Origin of the sequence: Modestobacter sp. Leaf380 (assembly GCF_001424485.1) — a bacterium.
In the GTDB taxonomy this organism is placed as follows: Bacteria; Actinomycetota; Actinomycetes; order Mycobacteriales; family Geodermatophilaceae; genus Klenkia.
On sequence record NZ_LMQC01000012.1, the window covers coordinates 325,105 to 343,850 of the forward strand.

Annotated in this window: 18 protein-coding genes, 1 tRNA gene and 1 pseudogene; 10 read left to right on the forward strand and 10 right to left on the reverse strand. The window is 74.5% G+C overall.

Annotated elements, in window-relative coordinates:
• Positions 1-310 precede the first annotated feature (310 nt).
• The 5 genes from ASG41_RS09615 to ASG41_RS09635 are packed head-to-tail and all read left to right on the forward strand — an operon-like array spanning position 311 to position 6,722.
• The gene (locus ASG41_RS09615; protein WP_304438018.1) at positions 311-1,840 is read left to right on the forward strand and encodes an aspartate aminotransferase family protein; all 1,530 of its coding nucleotides are present in this window, start codon (positions 311-313) and stop codon (positions 1,838-1,840) included.
• Positions 1,837-3,171, forward strand: a complete 1,335-nt coding sequence (locus ASG41_RS09620; RefSeq protein ID WP_056293166.1) for a lysine N(6)-hydroxylase/L-ornithine N(5)-oxygenase family protein — start codon at positions 1,837-1,839, stop codon at positions 3,169-3,171. The genes ASG41_RS09615 and ASG41_RS09620 overlap by 4 nt, the downstream gene beginning before the upstream one ends.
• Positions 3,168-3,707: a GNAT family N-acetyltransferase gene (locus ASG41_RS09625; RefSeq protein WP_056293168.1), complete on the forward strand. Its 540-nt coding sequence runs from the start codon at positions 3,168-3,170 to the stop codon at positions 3,705-3,707. Before ASG41_RS09620 ends, ASG41_RS09625 begins: the two co-directional genes overlap by 4 nt.
• The gene (locus ASG41_RS09630; protein ID WP_056293170.1) at positions 3,704-5,479 is read left to right on the forward strand and encodes an IucA/IucC family siderophore biosynthesis protein; all 1,776 of its coding nucleotides are present in this window, start codon (positions 3,704-3,706) and stop codon (positions 5,477-5,479) included. The genes ASG41_RS09625 and ASG41_RS09630 overlap by 4 nt, the downstream gene beginning before the upstream one ends.
• A 22-nt stretch (positions 5,480-5,501) precedes the next feature.
• Positions 5,502-6,722, forward strand: coding sequence for a hypothetical protein (locus ASG41_RS09635; protein WP_157519236.1), 1,221 nt, complete (start codon positions 5,502-5,504; stop codon positions 6,720-6,722).
• Between the two features lie 12 nt (positions 6,723-6,734).
• Here ASG41_RS09635 and ASG41_RS09640 read toward each other — a convergent pair whose 3' ends face one another.
• From ASG41_RS09640 to ASG41_RS09650, 3 genes are all read right to left on the reverse strand, one after another.
• Positions 6,735-7,904, reverse strand: a complete 1,170-nt coding sequence (locus ASG41_RS09640; protein ID WP_056293177.1) for an acetate/propionate family kinase — start codon at positions 7,902-7,904, stop codon at positions 6,735-6,737.
• A complete protein-coding gene (pta, locus tag ASG41_RS09645) occupies positions 7,901-9,994 on the reverse strand; it encodes a phosphate acetyltransferase (RefSeq protein WP_056293181.1) in 2,094 nt (697 codons plus the stop codon). The genes ASG41_RS09640 and pta overlap by 4 nt, the downstream gene beginning before the upstream one ends.
• 115 nt (positions 9,995-10,109) lie before the next feature.
• A complete protein-coding gene (locus ASG41_RS09650; RefSeq protein ID WP_056293186.1) occupies positions 10,110-10,733 on the reverse strand; it encodes a dihydrofolate reductase family protein in 624 nt (207 codons plus the stop codon).
• A gap of 154 nt (positions 10,734-10,887) precedes the next feature.
• Here ASG41_RS09650 and ASG41_RS09655 point away from each other — a divergent pair, with 154 nt between their 5' ends.
• A complete protein-coding gene (locus ASG41_RS09655) occupies positions 10,888-11,103 on the forward strand; it encodes a hypothetical protein (protein WP_056293190.1) in 216 nt (71 codons plus the stop codon).
• An 880-nt stretch (positions 11,104-11,983) separates the two neighbouring features.
• Here ASG41_RS09655 and ASG41_RS25455 read toward each other — a convergent pair.
• From ASG41_RS25455 to ASG41_RS09670, 3 genes and pseudogenes are all read right to left on the reverse strand, one after another.
• A pseudogene (locus tag ASG41_RS25455) lies at positions 11,984-12,409 on the reverse strand (NAD(P)H-binding protein); the annotation flags it as partial.
• 52 nt (positions 12,410-12,461) lie between these two features.
• Positions 12,462-13,358, reverse strand: coding sequence for a cation diffusion facilitator family transporter (locus ASG41_RS09665; protein WP_200938809.1), 897 nt, complete (start codon positions 13,356-13,358; stop codon positions 12,462-12,464).
• A gap of 237 nt (positions 13,359-13,595) precedes the next feature.
• Positions 13,596-13,991: a metalloregulator ArsR/SmtB family transcription factor gene (locus ASG41_RS09670; RefSeq protein WP_056293195.1), complete on the reverse strand. Its 396-nt coding sequence runs from the start codon at positions 13,989-13,991 to the stop codon at positions 13,596-13,598.
• Between the two features lie 77 nt (positions 13,992-14,068).
• On the opposite strand from ASG41_RS09670, the gene ASG41_RS09675 reads away from it, so the two are divergent.
• Positions 14,069-14,329 (forward strand): holin, encoded by a 261-nt coding sequence (locus tag ASG41_RS09675; RefSeq protein ID WP_082556750.1) that lies wholly within the window; start codon positions 14,069-14,071, stop codon positions 14,327-14,329.
• On the opposite strand, the gene ASG41_RS09680 is transcribed toward ASG41_RS09675, so the two are convergent.
• Together ASG41_RS09680 and ASG41_RS09685 are read right to left on the reverse strand one after the other, a co-directional pair.
• Entirely contained in the window at positions 14,326-14,589 is a 264-nt protein-coding gene (locus ASG41_RS09680; RefSeq protein ID WP_235564684.1) for a hypothetical protein, read from the reverse strand. The genes ASG41_RS09675 and ASG41_RS09680 overlap by 4 nt on opposite strands.
• Before the next feature lie 71 nt (positions 14,590-14,660).
• Positions 14,661-14,733, reverse strand: a tRNA-Arg gene (locus tag ASG41_RS09685).
• A gap of 213 nt (positions 14,734-14,946) precedes the next feature.
• Between ASG41_RS09685 and ASG41_RS23960 the strand changes: the two genes are divergently transcribed.
• Together ASG41_RS23960 and ASG41_RS09695 are read left to right on the forward strand one after the other, a co-directional pair.
• On the forward strand, positions 14,947-15,279 hold the full coding sequence (locus tag ASG41_RS23960; RefSeq protein WP_056293201.1) for a GNAT family N-acetyltransferase: 333 nt from the start codon (positions 14,947-14,949) through the stop codon (positions 15,277-15,279).
• A gap of 37 nt (positions 15,280-15,316) precedes the next feature.
• A complete protein-coding gene (locus ASG41_RS09695) occupies positions 15,317-16,675 on the forward strand; it encodes a deoxyribodipyrimidine photo-lyase (protein WP_200938810.1) in 1,359 nt (452 codons plus the stop codon).
• A gap of 6 nt (positions 16,676-16,681) precedes the next feature.
• On the opposite strand, the gene ASG41_RS09700 is transcribed toward ASG41_RS09695, so the two are convergent.
• Positions 16,682-17,518: a hypothetical protein gene (locus tag ASG41_RS09700; RefSeq protein ID WP_056293204.1), complete on the reverse strand. Its 837-nt coding sequence runs from the start codon at positions 17,516-17,518 to the stop codon at positions 16,682-16,684.
• 74 nt (positions 17,519-17,592) lie between these two features.
• Between ASG41_RS09700 and ASG41_RS09705 the strand changes: the two genes are divergently transcribed.
• On the forward strand, positions 17,593-18,399 hold the full coding sequence (locus tag ASG41_RS09705) for an Fpg/Nei family DNA glycosylase (protein ID WP_056293208.1): 807 nt from the start codon (positions 17,593-17,595) through the stop codon (positions 18,397-18,399).
• A gap of 21 nt (positions 18,400-18,420) precedes the next feature.
• Here ASG41_RS09705 and ASG41_RS09710 read toward each other — a convergent pair whose 3' ends face one another.
• Positions 18,421-18,732, reverse strand: a complete 312-nt coding sequence (locus ASG41_RS09710) for a putative quinol monooxygenase (RefSeq protein ID WP_056293212.1) — start codon at positions 18,730-18,732, stop codon at positions 18,421-18,423.
• Positions 18,733-18,746: the final 14 nt, after the last annotated feature.

Genomic DNA, 18,746 nt, shown 5'->3' on the forward strand with positions numbered 1-18,746 from the left:
GTCGGACCGGGGCCACGACCGGGGCCACCGAACACGCCCAGCCCACCGCCGTCCTGACCGCGGGCGCGGGTGCGGGTGGGGGGGCGGCCACAGTCGCGAGGAGGGCCGGGACGGGGCAGCTCCCCGCCCTGAGCAGGCAGCGCGGAGCCGCCCGGTGGCAGGGCCACCGGACTGTGGAGTCCGGTTGACGAGCCGGCGTCAGCCGACTTAGGTGAGCCTCACCTTAGTGAGCGACTCCGAGCTGCCCCCCCGCAGCGCCGCCGTCCGGCCCCTTGACGGGGTCGGGCCCGAGCCCTCGAGGACGACCCCCGTGACCACACCCCGCGCCACCCTGCCCAGCCCCGGCCGGACGTCGGTGGACCAGCTGCTGACCGCCGACACCCGCGAGGCCTACCGCGCCACCATGTCCCAGGCCGTCGGACTCGTCGCCGGACGGCTGGCCGCCGTCGACGCACCGCAGACCGGTGTCCGCCCCGCCGCGCTGGCCCCGCAGGTCGCCGCCGTCGACCTGGACACCCCGCTCACCGACACCACCGCCGCCCTCGACGAGCTGTCCCGGCTCTGGCTCCACGACGCCGTCTGGTTCCACGAGCCGACCTACCTGGCGCACCTGAACTGCCCGGTCGTGCTGCCGGCGCTGGCCGCCGAGGCGCTGGCCAGCGCGGTGAACAGCTCGCTGGACACCTGGGACCAGTCCGCCGGCGCCACGCTGATCGAGCAGCGACTGGTCGGCTGGCTGGCCGACCGCGCGGGTCTGGGCCCCGACGCCGACGGTGTGTTCACCAGCGGCGGGACGCAGTCCAACCTGCAGGCCCTGCTGCTGGCCCGGGACGAAGCCTGCACCCGGCAGCGGCGGCACCGCCCCGACGCCCGGCTGCCCGAGCTGCTCTCGGGCCTGCGGGTGTTCACCTCCGAGGTCGGCCACTTCAGCGTGCAGACCTCGGCCGCCCTGTTGGGCCTCGGCGAGGACGCCGTCGTGGCGGTGCCCTGCGACGCGCGGATGCGGATGCGGCCCGACGCGCTGGCCGCCGCGCTCGACGGCGCCCGCGCCTCCGGGCTGACCCCGATGGCCGTCGTCGGCACCGCCGGCACCACGGACTTCGGCAGCATCGACCCACTGGCGGCCATCGCCGACCTGTGCGCCGACCACGGCGCCTGGATGCACGTGGACGCCGCCTACGGCGGTGGTCTGCTCGTCTCCCCCACCCGCCGGCACCTGCTGGCCGGGGTCGAACGCGCCGACTCGGTGACCGTCGACCCGCACAAGACGTTCTTCCAGCCGGTGGCCTGCAGCGTGCTGCTGGTGCGCGACGCCGACACCCTGCGGCACGTCACGCACCACGCCGACTACCTCAACCCGGAGGAGGCACCCGAGCCCAACCAGGTCGACAAGAGCCTGCAGACCACCCGGCGCTTCGACGCACTCAAGCTCTGGACGACGCTGCGGGTGCTGGGTGCCGACGGCATCGGCGAGCTGGTCGACCGGGTCGTGGACCTGGCCGCCGAGACGTGGCCGCTGCTGGACGCCGACCCCCGGATCGAGGTCGTCGTCCGGCCCGAACTGTCGACGCTGGTCTTCCGGTACGTCCCCGCGGGCGGGCTGGACGGGCACCTGGACGATGACGCCGTCGACGAGCTCAACCGGCACGTCCGGCGGGCGGTGGCGGCGTCCGGGCAGGCGGTGCTGGGCGGGACGACGGTGCACGGCCGTGCCCACCTGAAGACCACGCTGCTCAACCCGACGGCGACGCTGGACCAGCTGGTCACCGTGCTGGGCCTGGTCACCGGGCACGCCGAGGACTGGCTGGCGCAACGGGTGCCGGCGGGGGTGGCCCGGTGACCCGGGTGCACGACGTCGTCGGCATCGGGCTGGGACCGTTCAACCTGGGCCTGGCTGCGCTCGCCGAGCCACTGCCCGACCTGGACGTGCTGGTCCTCGAGCAGCACGACGACTTCTCCTGGCACCCCGGGATGCTGCTGGAGCGGGCCACCCTGCAGGTGCCCTTCCTGGCCGACCTGGTCAGCCTGGCCGACCCGACGTCCCGCTTGTCCTTCCTCGCCTGGCTCAAGCAGACCGGCCGGCTGTACCGCTTCTACATCCGCGAGGAGTTCGCCCCGCTGCGTGCGGAGTTCGACCGGTACTGCCGCTGGGCGGCCGGTGAGCTCGCCGCCTCGATCCGGTTCTCCCGGCACGTGCACACCGTCACCCACGACGGCGCGCACTGGGTGGTGCACTCCATCGACACCGTCACCGGCGACCGGCACACCGACGTCGCCCGGGCCCTGGTGCTGGGCACCGGCACACCACCGCACGTGCCACCGGCCTGCGCGGACCTCCCGCTGGACGCCGTGGACGGTGGCCCGCCGGTGGTGCACACCAGCGGCTACCTGCCCGCCCGCGACCGGCTGCGCGCCGCCGCGGCCGACGGCGGCACGATCACCGTGCTGGGCAGCGGCCAGTCCGCGGCCGAGGTCTACCGGGACCTGCTGCCCGGCGCCCGGGACGGCGGCTACCGGGTCGACTGGGTCACCCGCTCCCCACGGTTCTTCCCGCTGGAGTACACGAAGCTGACCCTGGAGATCACCTCCCCCGACCACATCGACCACTTCCACGGTCTCCCCGCGGCCGACCGGGACGCCCTGCTGGCCAGCCAGGCCCAGCTGTACAAGGGCATCGACGGCGACGTCGTCGATGAGGTGTACGAGTTGCTGTACGAGCTCGACCTGGACGGCCCGCCGCCCACCCGGCTGCTGACGGCCACCGAGCTGGAGACCGCAGCCCGGGACGCCGAGGGCCTCACCCTGGGCCTGCGCAACACCCAGACCGGCGAGGCGTTCAGCACCCGCACCGACGCGCTGGTGCTGGCCACCGGGTACCGGCACCGCGTGCCGGACTTCCTGACCCCCGTCGCCGACCGGTTCCGCTGGGACGACCGGGGCCGGTTCGACGTCCGCCGCGACTGGTCGGTGGACCACGACCGGACCGTGTTCGTGCAGAACGCGGAGAGCCACACGCACGGCTTCACCGCCCCCGACCTGGGCATGGGCGCGCACCGGAACTCCGCGATCCTGGCCGCGCTGACCGGCCGGGAGCCCTACCCGGTGGAGCGCTCCATCGCCTTCCAGACCTTCGGCGTCCCGGCGCCGGCCACCCGAGAGGTGCCCGCATGAGCTTCCAGCTGACCCCCGTCGACCCGGCCGCGGACGGCCCACTGCTGCACTCCTGGGTCACCGCGCCCCGGGCGCGGTTCTGGCAGATGCAGGGCGCAAGCCAGGCCGACGTCGTCGCCGCGTACGCCGAGATCGACGCCTCCCCGCACCACGACGCGTTCCTGGGACGGGTGGAGGGCGAGCCGGTGTTCCTCACCGAGCGCTACGACCCCGCCGCAGACCCGGTGAGCCAGGTGTTCGAGGTCGAGCCCGGCGACATCGGCATGCACCTGCTCGTCGGCCCGACCACCGTGCCCGTCCCCGGCTTCACCCTCGCCGTCATGCGCACCGTGCTGGCCTGGCTGTTCGACGACCCGGTCGTGCACCGGGTCGTCGTCGAACCCGACGCGGCGAACACCGCGGTGCACCGGCTCAACGCCCTGGCCGGCTTCGTGGTGGTCGGTGAGGTCGAGCTGCCGACCAAGCGGGCACTGGTGTCCACCTGCACCCGTGAGCAGTTCCTGGCCTCGCTGCGCTCCTCGGAGATGACGGCGTGACCACCACCCTGACGCCGTCCACCACCGCGCACCTGACGCCGGCGGCGTGGGCTGCGGCGACCCGGCACGTCGTGGCGAAGGCGCTGGCCGAGTTCAGCCACGAGCGGCTGCTCGTGCCGCACCCCCTGGGGGGTGACCGTTGGCGGGTGACCAGTGACGACGGGGGCACCGAGTACCACTTCGCGGCCCGGGTGCTGGCCCTGGACCACTGGGTCGTCGAGCCCGACACCGTCGTCCGGCTGCGCGGGGAGCAGGTCGCCGAGCTGGACGCGCTGCAGTTCGTGATCGACCTGCGCGGCGCCCTGGACCTCACCGACGCGGTGCTGCCGGTCTACCTGGAGGAGGTCTCCTCCACCCTGGCCTCCCGGGCGTTCAAGGCCGCCCGCGGGGGACCGAGCGCCGCCGAGCTGGTGGATGCCGACCTGCAGACCGTCGAGGCCGCGATGACCGAGGGGCACCCGTGCTTCGTGGCCAACAACGGCCGGCTGGGCTTCTCCGCTGCGGAGTACCCGGCCTACGCCCCCGAGGCCGCGGCGCCGGTCGCGCTCGTGTGGCTGGCCGCCCGGCGGGACCGGTCCACCTTCGCCGCCTCGGCCGACCTCACCGAAGAGGCCCTGCTCGCCGGCGAGCTGGACCAGGCCACCCGGGACCGGTTCACCGCCGTCCTCACCGGGCTCGGCCTGGAGCCGGCCGCGTACCGCTGGATCCCGGTGCACCCCTGGCAGTGGGAGAACCGGGTCGCCGTCACCTTCGCCCAGGAGCTGGCCACCCGGGAGCTGGTGCACCTGGGTGAGGGGGACGACGAGCTACAGGCCCAGCAGTCGATCCGCACGTTGTTCAACCGCAGCCGACCTGACCGGCACTACGTGAAGACCGCGCTGTCGGTGCTCAACATGGGCTTCCTACGCGGGCTGTCCACCGAGTACATGGCGGTGACCCCGGCGATCAACGACTGGGTGCACGACCTGGTCACCTCCGACCCGGTGCTGTCCCGCTGCGGGTTCAGCATCCTGCGGGAGCGGGCCGCCGTCGGGTTCCGGTCCCGGTGGGTGGAGCAGGCCACCGTCGCCGGCTCGCCCTACCGCAAGATGCTGGCCGCGCTGTGGCGGGACAGCCCGGTGCCGGCGCTGCGCCCGGGCCAGCAGCTGGCCACCATGGCCGCGCTGCTGCACGTCGACGACGCGGGCCGCCCCTTCGTCTCCGCGCTGGTGGAGCGTTCCGGGCTGCCGGCCCGGGAGTGGCTGCGCCGCTACCTGGACGCCTACCTCGTGCCGGTCGTGCACTGCCTGACCGCGCACGACCTGGCGTTCATGCCGCACGGGGAGAACCTGGTGTTGGTCCTGGAGGACGGCGTGCCGGTGCGGGCGGTGATGAAGGACGTCGGTGAAGAGGTCGTGCTGATGAACACCGACGTCCCGCTGCCGGCCGAGGTGGAGCGGATCCGGGTGACCGTGCCGACCTCCCACGTCGCGCTGTCGGTGCAGACCGACGTGTTCGACTGCTTCTTCCGGTTCCTCTCGGCGCTACTGCACACCGACGGGGTGCTGCCCCAGGACCTGTTCTGGGCAGAGGTGGCGCAGTGCCTGCGCGCGCACGCCGAGGCCACCCCGGAGCTGGCCGGACGACGGGTGGACCTGGCCGCGCCGACGTTCCCGCTGTCCTGCCTGAACCGGCTGCAGCTGCGGGACAACCGGCAGATGGTCGACCTGACCGATCCGTCCGCGGCGCTGCAGCTGGTCGGCGAGCTGGCCAACCCGCTGCACGGCCGCTGAGCCGGTGCGGCAGGGTCAGGCCATGACCCTGCCGCAGGCCGTCACCCGGTACGCCGCCCAGCTGCACGCCGGGCACACCGGCGGGCACGCGATCGACTCCCCGCTGGGCGCCTGGCTGCTGGTGGCCCTGGCCGCCCCGGCGGCGCCACCGGGCAGCCCGGCGGCCGCCGAGCTGGAGGCCGCACTGGGCATGCCGGCGGCGGAGGCCGGGGCGCTGGCCGCACGGCTGCTGGGCGACCCGCACCCGGCGGTGACCGCCGCGGCCGCGGCGTGGACCGCCCCCGAGGTGCAGACGCCGGCCCTGCGACGGTGGGCCGAGGGACTCCCGGCCGGCGCCCCGCACACCCCGGTCGTCCCCACCCAGGCGCAGGTGGACGCCTGGGCCGACGAGGCCACCGGCGGCCAGATCCCCAGGTTCCCGCTGGAGGTCACCCCGGCGACGCTGCTGCTGATCGCCACCGCGCTGGCCACCGACGTCCGCTGGCGGGAGCCGTTGCGGCCCGCGCCGGCCGCCGAGCTGGGCCCGGACGCACCACTGGCCCGGGACCGCACCCAGGTGCTGACCGCAGCCTGGGACAGCGACCACGCCGTGGTCCGCGCACGCCGCAGCGGGGTCGCCGCCCTGGTCGCACACCCCTCGACGACCGGCCTGCTCGTGGTGTCCCTGGCCGCGGCACCGGACGTGGCCCCGGCCGACGTGCTGGCCGACGCCCACGAGCTGGCCGTCACCCTGGCTCGCGACCCGGACTCCCTCGACCGGGTCGATGCCTTCGAGCTGCCGCTGGCGGACGGTCCGGTCGTCGGGGTCACCGAACGGGTCGCCCAGCTGCCGGTGCCGGAGACCCACGCCGTCCAGCACCAGGCGTTCCTGCCGGCCTGGCGGGCGGAGAGCCGTCACGACCTGCTGGAGCTGCAGTGGCCCGGCGTCCCCGCGGCCGTCGTCGCCCTCGCCGACCTGCTGCGGGACCAGCCGGACCCGCCACCACTGGAAGCCGAGGCGGTCCAGGCCGCCGTCGGGTCCTTCACGCGCGAGGGGTTCCGCGCAGCCGCGATCACCGCCATCGGGGTACGCGCCGCCGGCATGCCCTGGCACCAGGAGGGCCTGCTGCGCGAGGTGACGCTCCGGTTCGGCCACCCGCACGCCGTCGTCGCGGTGGCCGTCGACGAGACCGGCGGGCCGTGGCACGGGCTGCCGGTGTTCAGCGCCTGGGTGGCGCGCAGCCGGGAGGTCGGCGCGGACTGACCCGTCGGTGGCTCAGCCCCCGACGGTGGCCAGCGCGTGCCGGGCGATCTGCAGCTCCTCGTCCGTGGGGACGACGAGGACCGGCACCCCAGCGCCGTCCGGGCTGACCACCCGGACCCCGCGGTCGGCGGCCCCGTTGCGGGCGGGGTCGACGGCCAGCCCGAGGTGCCCCAGCCCGGCGACCACCCGGGCCCGGACCTCGGGGCTGTTCTCCCCCACCCCGGCGGTGAAGACCAGCCCGTCCAGCCCACCGAGGTGGGCGAGGTAGGCCCCGACGTAGCCGCGGACCCGGTGCGCGTACACGTCCAGCGCGAGCTCGGCCTGCGCGTCACCGGCCGCAGCGGCGGCCAGCACGTCGCGCAGGTCGCCGGTGCCGGTCAGCCCGGCCAGGCCGCTGCGCCGGTTGAGCAGGGTGTCCAGCCCGTCGACGTCCAGGCCCTGGCGGAGCAGGTGCAACAGGGCGCCGGGGTCCAGGTCTCCCCCGCGGGTGCCCATGACCAAGCCCTCCAGCGGGGTCAGCCCCATCGAGGTGGCGATCGACCGGCCGGCGTCGACCGCGCAGGCCGAGGCGCCGTTGCCCAGGTGCAGCACCACCAGCTTGGCGTCCGGGCGGCCCAGGTGGTCCGCGGCGACCCGGGAGACGTACTCGTGCGAGGTGCCGTGGAAGCCGTAGCGGCGGACCCCGTACCGGGCGGCGAGCTCGGCGTCCACGGCGTAGGTCGAGGCCTCGGGCGGCATCGTGGCGTGGAAGGCGGTGTCGAAGACGGCGACCTGCGGGACGTCGGGGAACGCCGCGCGGGCCGCCCGGATGCCGAGCAGACCCGGCGGGTTGTGCAGCGGGGCGAGGGTGGACAGCGCCTCGATGGCGGCCTCCACCTCGGCGTCCACGACGATGGGGGCGCTGAACCGGGCACCGCCGTGCACCACCCGGTGCCCGACGACGTCCGGGGCCAGCTCCGGGCCGTGCTCGGCGCAGGTCGCCATCATCAGCGCCAGCGCGGCGGTGTGGTCGGGCAGCGGGGCGGTGACGGTGACCTCGCCGGCCGGGCCGCGGTGGCGCAGCGAACCGCCCTCGGTGCCGATCCGCTCGACCAGGCCGGCCGCCAGCACGGTCTCGGCGTCGTCGAGCAGGCGGTACTTCAGCGAGGAGGACCCGCTGTTGAGGACCAGCACGGTGCTCACTCGCCGGCCGCCTGGATGGCGGTGATCGCGATGGTGTTGACGATGTCGCGCACGGTGGCTCCCCGGGAGAGGTCGTTGACCGGCTTGTTGAGGCCCTGCAGCACCGGTCCGATGGCCACGGCCCCCGCCGAGCGCTGCACCGCCTTGTAGGTGTTGTTGCCGGTGTTGAGGTCCGGGAAGACGAACACGGTGGCCTGCCCGGCGACCGCGGAGCCGGGCAGCTTCGAGGCCCCGATCGCCGGGTCGGCGGCGGCATCGTACTGCATCGGGCCGTCCACGACGAGCTCCGGCGCCCGCTCGCGGACCAGCGCGGTGGCCTCCCGCACCTTGTCCACGTCGGCGCCGGTGCCCGAGGTGCCGGTCGAGTAGGACAGCATCGCCACCCGCGGCTCGATGCCGAAGCGGGCCGCGGTGGCCGCGGAGGAGATCGCGATGTCGGCCAGCTGGGCGGCGTCCGGGAGCGGGTTGACCGCACAGTCGCCGTAGACCAGCACCCGGTCGGCCAGCGCCATCAGGAAGACGCTGGACACCACCGACACCCCGGGCCTGGTGCGGATGACCTCGAAGGCGGGCCGGATGGTGTGCGCGGTGGTGTGCGCGGCGCCCGACACCATCCCGCCGACCAGGCCGAGCTGCACCATCATCGTGCCGAAGTACGACACGTCGGGGACCACGTCGAGCGCTGCCTCCACGGTCATCCCGCGGTGCGCCCGCAGCCGGGCGTACTCCTCCGCGAACCGGGTCCGCAGCTCCTCGTCGAACGGGCTGACCACCTCGGCACCGGCCAGGTCCAGGCCCAGCTCGGAGGCCCGGGCGCGCACCTTGGCCTCGTCCCCGAGCAGGGTCAGCCGGGCGATCCGGCGGGACAGCACGATCGCCGCCGCGCGCAGCACCCGGTCGTCGTCCCCCTCGGGCAGGACGACGTGCTGGGCCGCGGCGCGGCTGCGCTCGGTGAGCAGGTGCTCGAACATCAGCGGCGTGACGACGGTGGAGCGGCCGACGTCCAGGCTCTCCAGCAGCCGGCGGGTGTCCACGGCCTCGTCGAAGAGCGCGATGGAGGTCTCGGTCTTGCGGGGGGAGTCCGCGGCGATGAGCCCGCGGGTGTGGATGACCCGGGCGGTGGTGTCGAAGGTGCCCAGGTCGGTGCGCACGATGGGCAGCGAGGAGCCCAGCCCGGCGATGAGCTGGACGACGGGCTCGGGCAGGTCGATGCCGCCGTTGAGCAGGATGCCGGTGGGCGAGGGGTAGGTGCCGGCGGCGTGCGCGGTCATCACGCCCAGCACGACGTCGGGCCGGTCGCCGGGGACGACGACCACGGAGCCCTCGGTGAGCCGGGGCAGCACGTTGACCATCGACATCGCGGCGACGACGACGCCCATCGCCTCCCGGCCCATCAGCTCCGGGTCCCCGGCGACCAGCTCGCCGTCCACGGCTGCGGCGACCGCGGCGAACGTCGGCGCGATGAGGAACGGCTCCTCCGGGATCGCCCACACCGGGCGCGGGGTGACGGCGCTGACCGCGGCGACCCCCTCGGCGAGCCGGTCCGGGTCGGCCCGGTTGAGCACGACCGCGACGACGTCGGCGTGCTCGGCAGCCAGCTCGCGCAGCGCCGGCTCGGCGACGGCGGCCAGGTGCTCGGGCGAGCGTGCCGGGGCCTGGCCCAGGTGCTCGGCCCCGGCCGGGTCCCGCCCGCCCAGGACCAGCACGACCGGGGTGCCCAGGTTGGCCGCGATCCGGGCGTTGAAGGACAGCTCGGTGGGCGAGCTGACGTCGGTGAAGTCCGAGCCGACCACGACGACGGCGTCGCAGCGCGCCTGGACCGCCGCGTACCGCTCGACGATGCGGGCCAGGGCGGCATCGCCGTCGCTGTGCACGTCGTCGTAGGTGACGCCGATGGCGTCGTCGTGCGCGACGTCGGCGGTGGCCCGCTCCAGCAGGGTCGCCAGCACCGGGTCGGTGGCACCGCGGGCGATCGGCCGGAACACCCCGACCCGCTCCACCTCGCGGGTGAGGGTGGTGAGCAGGCCCAGGGCGACGATCGACTTGCCGGAGTGCCCCTCCACGGAGGCCACGTAGACGCTGCGGGCCACGGCGGGCTCTCCCTCGGGGCTGTGCTCTCGGTGCGCGGGAGCACCGGCGAGCGGGGGCGGTGTCGCTGGCGACGCTACCGACCGCCCTGCTCCCCGGCCTGCCGGCAGGGGGAGGTCACAGCCCGTGGTCGGGGGCGGTCATGTCCCCGGTGCCGGGGACGGCGTCGGTCAGGCCGTAGCGCAGGTGCACGGTGCCGCCGGGGCCGGCGGCCGGGGGCGCGAGCAGCTCGAGGACCGCGGGCACCGCGCCGCCGGCGAACACGGTCTTGCCGGTGCCCAGGGTGATCGGGTGCAGCCACAGGTCCAGCCGGTCGACCAGCCGCTCCCGGAGCAGGGTCTGCACCAGGTCCAGGCTGCCCACGACCACCGTCTTCTCGTGCCGCTCGCGCAGCTCGCGGACCGCGGCCGGCAGGTCCGGGCCCAGCTGCCGCGACCCGGCCCAGGACAGGTCCGGGGCGCCCCGGGAGGCGACGTACTTGGGGACCCGGTTGAACAGCCGGGCGAAGTCGCCGTCCTGGTGCGGCCAGTACGCGGAGAAGACCCCGTGCGTGCGCCGGCCCAGCAGCAGCGCGTCGGTGCCCTCGTAGGCGGCGGCGACCTGCGCCCCGGACACCTCGTCGACCAGCGGCGCCTGCCAGCCGCCGAACGGGAACCCGCCGTCGGTGTCCTCCTGCGGACCGCCGGGGCCCTGCGCGACGAGGTCGAGGGTGGCGAAGAGCTCGAGCTGGACGATCCCCACGGCGTGCTCCCTGGTGTGCGGTGACGGTGTGCGGTGACGGGTCGAGGACAGGACCCGCCGGCCGGCCGGGACTCATCGGGTCCACCCCAGGTCGGACCGCCGGGTCGTCCCCGGGACCGATGTGCGCGCGGCCCGGCGTCCCGAGACTGGGTGCATGGACGACGCGACCAGGCCCACCGCCCCGCGCGGACCCGAGATCGCCGCCGCGCTGCGCCAGCTGCAGCTGGCCGTCTTCCGCGGCGACGTCGAGCTCGACGCCGCCCGGCTGGAGTCCTGGCCCCCGGGCGCCCGCCTGGCCCTGGACCAGTGCGCGCGCCGGGCCGCCGCCCGCGGGCACCGGTTCGTCGTCCGCGGGGCGCAGGCGGCCTGAGCCCGCGGCGTCCCGGGCGGGTGTCGGAGGGCGTCCCCACGCTGCGCCCCGTGTCCTCCCCCACGTGGCCCCGCACCGGTCTGGACGAGCTGCTGCTGGGCACGGCGGTGCCGCTGCCGACGCCGGTCGACCCGGACGTGGAGGTGGTCCGGCTGGACCACGTGCACGTCAGCGTGCTGGTCCGCCCGGACCGTCGGGCTGGACCTGGGGCCGGCGACCGCCGTGCACCGGTACCTCCCGCCGGTCGCGGCCCAGGGCTCCCCGGACGCGGCCCGGTGGCGGCAGCTCGGCGACCACGCCGACACCACGCTGCAGGGACTCCGGGTCAGGCCGACCAGTCGGGGTCGGTGCGCACCCGGTGCGTGGGGTCCTCGCTGCTGCCCACGCCGGCGGTCCGGCTGCCCTGGTGCGCCCGGCGCAGGGCCTCCCGGGAACTGACCAGGCCGCCCTCGGGGTCGGGCACGATGCCACGGATGCGGTCGTCGGTGGACCCCATGCTGTTGGGCAGGCTCATGATCAGGTCGGCGGCCAGCTCGTGCGGCAGCGGCGTCAGCCAGGAGGCCACCGTGGCGACCAGCTTGGGCGGGACCGGCGGGAAGGGCAGCCACACCCGGCGCAGCCCGGCCTCGGCCGCGTAGGCCTTCACCAGCTCGGCGTAGGTGGGGCTCTCCCCGTTGGACACCTCGTAGGCGCCGGCGGGGAGCAGGTCCCGGTCCGCCGCCGCCACCAGGTAGTGCAGGACGTCGGTGACCGCGATCGGCGAGACCGGGTGCTGCATCCAGGTGGGGAACGGGACGACCGGCACCCGGTCGGCGATGTGCCGCACCAGCTCGTAGGACGTCGACCCGCCGCCCAGCACGATCGCCGCGCGCAGCCAGACCAGCTCGACGCCGGCCTCCCCGAGGGCGTCGCCGACGTCGGCCCGGCTCTCCAGGTGCTCGGACAGCTCCTCCTGCTGGGGCACGAAGCCGCCCAGGTAGACGATCCGGGAGACCCCGGCGTCCCGGGCCGCGGCGGCGAACTGCCGGGCGCTGTCCAGGTCCTGGGCGGCGAAGTCGCCCTCCCCGATCGAGTGCACCAGGAAGTAGGCCACCTCGACGTCCCCGGCCCGGGCGAACGCCTGGCGGCAGGAGTCGGCGTCGGAGACGTCCAGGGCCACCTCGTCGACGGCGTCGGACCAGTCGAAGTCGGCCAGCTTGCCGACGTCGCGCGCGGTGGCGACCACGTCGTGGCCGGCGCGGTCGAGCTGCACGACCAGCCGGGACCCGATGTAGCCGGAGGAACCTGTCACCAGACAACGAGTCACCCCTGGTGGATGCCATCGGGGTGAGCTGCGCAAACCGGAGGAGACCAGTCACTCAGCAGGCGGCCCGGTGCCCGGCGCCCCGGGCCCACCCTGTCGAGGCGTGGTGGGCCAGCGCGTGGTGCGGGTCGGTGCCGTGGGCGGCGGGGCTGACGTGGACGGTGGCGTCGACGAGCTTGGGGACGTCGTGCAGCAACCGGTGGTGGACGTCGACGGCGATGTCGTGGCCGGCGGTGACCGACAGGGCGGGATCGACGGTGACGGCCGCCTCGACCCGGATGCGGTGGCCGGTCCAGCGGACCCGGAGTCGTTCGACGTCCAGCACCCCGGGGGTGGCGAGGACGGTCGCCTCGGCGAGGTCGAGCACCTCGGGCTCGACAGCGTCCATGAGCCGCCGGTAGACGTCACGGGCGGCGCTCCTGAGCACCAGCAGGATGGCGACGGTGATGGCCAGTCCGACGAGCGGGTCGGCCAGCGGGAAGCCGGCCAGCACCCCCAGCGCCCCGAACACGACGGCCAACGAGGTGAGTCCGTCGGTGCGGGCGTGCAGGCCGTCGGCGACCAGCGCGGCGGAGCCGATCCGGCGGCCGACGCGTATCCGGTACAGGGCGACGAGCTCGTTGCCGGCTGCGCCGATGAGCCCGGCGGCGATGACGACCCCGACGTTCGTGATGGGCTGCGGGTCCAGCAGGCGCCGGATCGACTCGTAGCCGGCCAGCACCGCCGACAGGGCGATCATCGCGACGATGAACACCCCGGCGAGGTCCTCGGCCCGGTCGTAGCCGTAGGTGTAGCGCCGCGAGGCCGCGCGCCGGCCGAGCAGGAACGCGATCCACAGCGGGACTGCGGTCAGTGCGTCGGAGAAGTTGTGCACGGTGTCGGCCAGCAGCGCCACCGACCCGGTGGCCCACACGACGACGGCCTGGGCCAGGGCGGTCACCAGCAGCACCACGAGGCTGGTCTTGAGCGCCCGGATGCCCTCGGTGCTGGACTCCAGGGCCGAGTCGATGGAGTCCGCGGAGTCGTGGGCTGTGCGGGCGGAACACCCCCAGCAGGAACCCCTTCGAGCCGGTGGGGTGGTCGTGGCCGTGCTCTTCGTGCGGGTGGTCGTGGTCGGCGTGCGCGCGGCCGTGACCCTCGCGGTCGTGTCCGTGGCTGTCGTCGTGGCCGGAGTGCTCGGCGGGGGTCGTCATGACGTGGCCTCGGCGGGTCGGGTCGGCAGGGCGGTGAGGCCGGTGTCGGGGCGGTGGTGGTCGGGGACGGCGGCGGTGGCGTGGTCGGCGTTGTAGACCGCGTCGGTGACCAGTTGCGCGATGTGGTCGTTCTCCAGCCGGTAGAACACCGACGTCCCCTCCCGGCGGGTCTGCACCAGGCGGGTCATCCGCAGCTTGGCCAGGTGCTGGGACACCGACGCCGGGGTCTTGCCGATGTGCACCGCGAGCTCGTTGACCGACAGCTCGTGGCCGATCAGCGCCCAGAGCAGCTGGATGCGGGTGGCGTCGGACAGCATCCGGAACACCTCGACCGCCAGGTCGACCTGCTCCTCCGGCAGCGCCGGCGGCCATGTCCTGCTATCCGCATCCATACGCAGACTGTAGAGATGCGTGAGGGCTCCCGGGGCACGTCCACGGGAGGAGACGACCGGCAGCGAGGGACTTCTGGCTGAACACGGCCGAGAGGGCCACCAAGACCGGCGCGCCGACCCTGGCGGCACACGTCGTCACTGCAGGTGTGACGGCGCTGACCGTCGACTGGATCAGCGCCCTGGCCGCCACCGGCACCGGTGTACTGGCGTCCCTGCTCACCTCGGTGGCCTCTGGTGGGTTCGGGCGCCGCGGCACGGCCTCGGCACCGCCGATGACCGAGTCCTCGGTACCGCGGTCGACGTACCCGCGGGTGGCCCGGCGCGCAGCCGGGGACTAGAACATGCGGCCGGCGGCCGAGGCGACCAGCAGGACCCACAGCACCACGGCGCCCACGGTGAGCCAGAACGCCCACGCGATGTGGGTCTGGGTGCTCGAGGTCTTGTGGGCGATCTTCTCCAGCGCGGTCGTCTGCCGGACCAGGAGCGCATCGCGGTGCTGCTGGTCGTTCGTGGACTGCGGCTGGCTCGTGCGATGAGGGTAGCGATGCGGACCTGTCCAGTGCAGCAACGCCACCCGTCGTGGGGGCACGGGACTCATACGCCCTGCACACCGCCGCACAGGCTGTCGTGCTGGTCAGCGCCCACCTGCGGGTCTACCGAGAACCGTTGTGCCCCCAGCAGGATTCGAACCTGCGACACACGGTTTAGGAAACCGATGCTCTATCCCCTGAGCTATGGGGGCTCGGGGTGCCCGACGAGGTTAGCGGCGCGGTCCGCGGACGCCCGACCGCGGGTGGGCGCGTCGCGCCGGGGCGGGAACACCCGGACGAGGAAGATCGTCAGAGAGACAGGAGCGAGAACCGGACCAAACGGTTACCTTTTCTCTCCGGGGCCGAGACGTGGCTCTGCGTACGTGCCCGGCAACGGCGCCGGGATGGGAGGTCGGAAGAGCGAGATGAGCAGCACGCAGCAGGTCCGGGTCGAGGACGTCCCCACCCGGGGACGCTTCGAGGTCTCGGTCGACGACCGCGTCGTCGGCCTGGCCAGCTACCACGTCGACGGTGACGTCATGACGTTGCCGCACACCGAGGTCGACCCCTCCGTCGCCGGTCGCGGCATCGGCACCACCCTCGTGGAGGCCGTGCTCACCAGCGCCCGCGAGCAGCACCTCACGGTGCTCCCCTACTGCTCGTTCGTCCGGCACTACCTGCACGAGCACCCCACCGACGTCGACCTCGTCGCCGAGGCGGACCGGCCGCACTTCGGCCTGGAGCTCGCCGCCAGCTGAGCGCGCGACCGTGCCAAGCGCCCCTTACGGTCGTCCGGTGCCCCCTGCTGTGATGTGGTTCCGCCGCGACCTCCGCCTGGCCGACAACCCGGCCCTGCTGGCCGCCCGGGACGCCGGGGACGGCGTGCTGCCGCTCTTCGTGCTGGACCCGGCGATCTGGGAGAAGTCCGGTGACCCGCGGCGACACTTCCTGGCCGGCTGCCTCGCGCAGCTGCACGAGGCCACCGACGGGCGGCTGGTGGTCCGGCACGGCCGGCCTCAGGACGTCGTCCCGGCGGTGGCCCGGGAGGTCGGCGCGACCAGCGTGCACGTCGCCGGGGACACCGGCCCCTACGGACGGCGTCGCGACGCCGCCGTGGAGAAGGCCCTGGGCGACGTCGGCCTGGTGCGCACCGGCTCCGCCTACGCCGTCGCCCCCGGAACCATCACCAAGGACGACGGCGACCCGCTGAAGGTCTTCACCCCCTTCAAGCGCCGGTGGCTGGAGCACGGCTGGCCCGACCCGGCGCCCCGCCCGCGCAGCGTGGACTGGGTCGAGGCGGACTCGCAGGACCTGCCCGAGGCCCCCGACCTGGGCGACACCGAGGTGCTGGAGCCCGGCGAGGCCGCCGCCGCCGAGCGCTGGCGGGAGTTCCGGGACGAGCGCCTGGAGGACTACGACGGGCAGCGCGACCGCCCCGACCTGGACGCCACCAGTCGGATGTCGGCGCACCTGCACTTCGGCACGGTGCACCCGCGCACGCTGCTGCACGACATCGCCGGGTCGGGTCTGCGCGGGGCCGGCGTGGACACCTACGTCTCCGAGCTGTGCTGGCGGGAGTTCTACGCCGACGTGCTGTGGCACCGGCCCGAGACCGCCCGGGAGTACTACAACCCCGAGCTGGCCGGCATCAGCTACTCCGCCGGCGAGGGCGCCGAGGAGGACTTCGAGGCCTGGGCTCAGGGCCGCACCGGCTTCCCGATCGTCGACGCCGGGATGCGTCAGCTGCTGGCCCAGGGCTGGATGCACAACCGGCTGCGGATGATCGTGGGCAGCTTCCTGGTCAAGGACCTGCACCAGGAGTGGACCCGCGGGGCGCGGTACTTCATGCAGCACCTGGTCGACGGCGACCTGGCCAGCAACAACCACGGCTGGCAGTGGGTCGCCGGCACCGGTACCGACGCCTCGCCCTACTACCGGGTGTTCAACCCGATGACGCAGGGCAAGAAGTTCGACCCGGACGGCGTCTACGTCAAGCGCTGGGTGCCCGAGCTGCGCGACCTGGACCGCAAGCACGTGCACGAGCCGTGGACCGCGCCCGGCGGCGTCCCGCACGGCTACCCCGAGCCGATCGTCGACCACGCGCACGAGCGGCAGGTCGCCCTGGACCGGTACCAGGCGGCCAAGGGTCGCTGAGGCACCTCAGCCGCGGGAGCGGATCCAGTCCGGCAGCACCCCGGCGTCCAGCACCCGCTGGCGCAGCGGGGTGACCAGCTCGACCAGCCGCCCGGTGCGCTGCGCGCCCAGGTGCGCCCAGCCGTCGACGGCGAGGAAGTCGGTGACGGTCTCCACGTCGTCCCGCAGCGCCCGGCCGGCGTCGGTGAGGCCGGTGTCGTCGACCAGGCCGCGGGCCCGCAGGCGCTCGACGCCGGCGGTCCACTCGGCGTCGGTCCAGCCGCGCGTCGTCCGGACGAACTCGGTGGAGTCCGACGCCAGCCCGCCGGTGACCAACGCCTCGACCGGGTCGAGCCCGGCGGACTGCAGAGCGGTGACGTGGCCGTCACCGCGGTGCTCGCGCAGCAGCAGCCCGGCGTGCCACAGCTGCAGCAGCGGGTCCTCGGGCCACTCGACCGCCGACCACGCGCCGTAGAGCGGTCGCCCGGCCAGCGGCAGCCCGGCGACGGCCTCCCGGGCCAGGTCGACCGCCTCGGCGACGTCGGGCTCGCCCAGCGTGTCGTGCAGCAGCGCGGCGACGCCCTCGCGACGGGCCGCGGCCCACTGCTGCGGGGTGCCGGCCTCCCACACGACCGGGACGGCGCCGGCCACCAGCGCCGGGGAGAACACGTAGAAGGTGGCCGTCACCAGCTCCGGGCCGCACGGGCCGAAGGCGGAGCCGCGGGCGGCGAAGTAGCCGGCCCGGGTCGCGGTCACCCCGAACCGGTCGTAGGCCGCCTGCACCTGGGGGGCGAAGAAGCCGGTGACGTGCAGGGTCTCCAGCGTGCCCCAGGCGCGGCGGGCGAGGGCGGGGGTGACGGTCACGCGCCGATGGTGGCCCACCGCCCGCGGTCGCGCGCGGCCGGGGACAACCCGGAGACTGGTGGGCGTGAGTGCGCGTGCCTGAGGGCCACACCCTGTTCCGTCTGGCCCGCGAGCAGCACGAGGCGTTCGCCGGCCGCGAGGTGCACGTGACCAGCCCGCAGGGCCGGTTCACCAGCCAGGCCGAGCTCATCGACGGCCGGGTGCTCGACGAGGTCACCAGCTGGGGCAAGCACCTGTTCGCCGCCTTCGGCCCGGACGTCGTCCACGTGCACCTGGGCCTGTACGGCAAGTACACGTCGGGCACCGGCCTGCCGCCCGAGCCCCGGGGGGCGCTGCGGATGCGCTGGGAGGGCCCGGGCCACGACGGCGAGGGCGTCTGGACCGACCTGCGCGGCGCCACGGCCTGCGACCTGATCACCGACGGCGAGGTCCAGCTGATCCTGGACCGGCTCGGCCCGGACCCGCTGCGCCGCTCGGACCCGGAGAAGGCCTTCGCCCGGATCTCCCGCAGCCGGGTGACCATCGGCGCGCTGCTGATGGACCAGGCGGTGATCGCCGGCATCGGCAACGTCTACCGGGCCGAGCTGCTCTTCCGGCACGGGGTCTCCCCGTTCCGCCCCGGCAAGGCCCTGGCCCACGACACCTGGACGGCGATGTGGGCCGACCTGGTGACCCTGATGAGGGCCGGGGTGCGGGCCGGGCGGATCGTCACCACCCGGCCCGAGGACCGCGTCAAGCGCCGGGGGGCGGCGACGCGCACCGACGCGCACTACGTCTACCGGCGGACCGGGATGCCCTGCCGCCTCTGCGGCACCCCGGTCCGCACCGAGGTCATGGTCGGCCGGAACCTGTTCTGGTGCCCGACCTGCCAGGCCGTCTGACCCGTCGGCCCGGCACGGGACTCAGGGGATCTGGCCCTTGGCGGGGTCGCCGACGGCGACCGGCTCGAGGATCTGCACGTCCAGTGGCTCGGCCAGGTCGTCCTGCACGCCGCGGGACAGCGCGTTGAACGTCTCGCCGGCGCCGTGGGCCTCCAGCGCCTGGCCGTCGGACCAGCGCTCCACCATCACGAGCACCCCCTTGCCGGTGTACAGGGCGTAGAGCTCGCAGCCCGGCTCCTCGTGCACGGCGGGGACGGCCTGCTCGAAGGCCTGCCGGACGGCGTCGAAGCGGTCCGGCTTCGGCGTGATGGTGGCGATGACGGTGATGGACACGGGCGTCCTCCGGG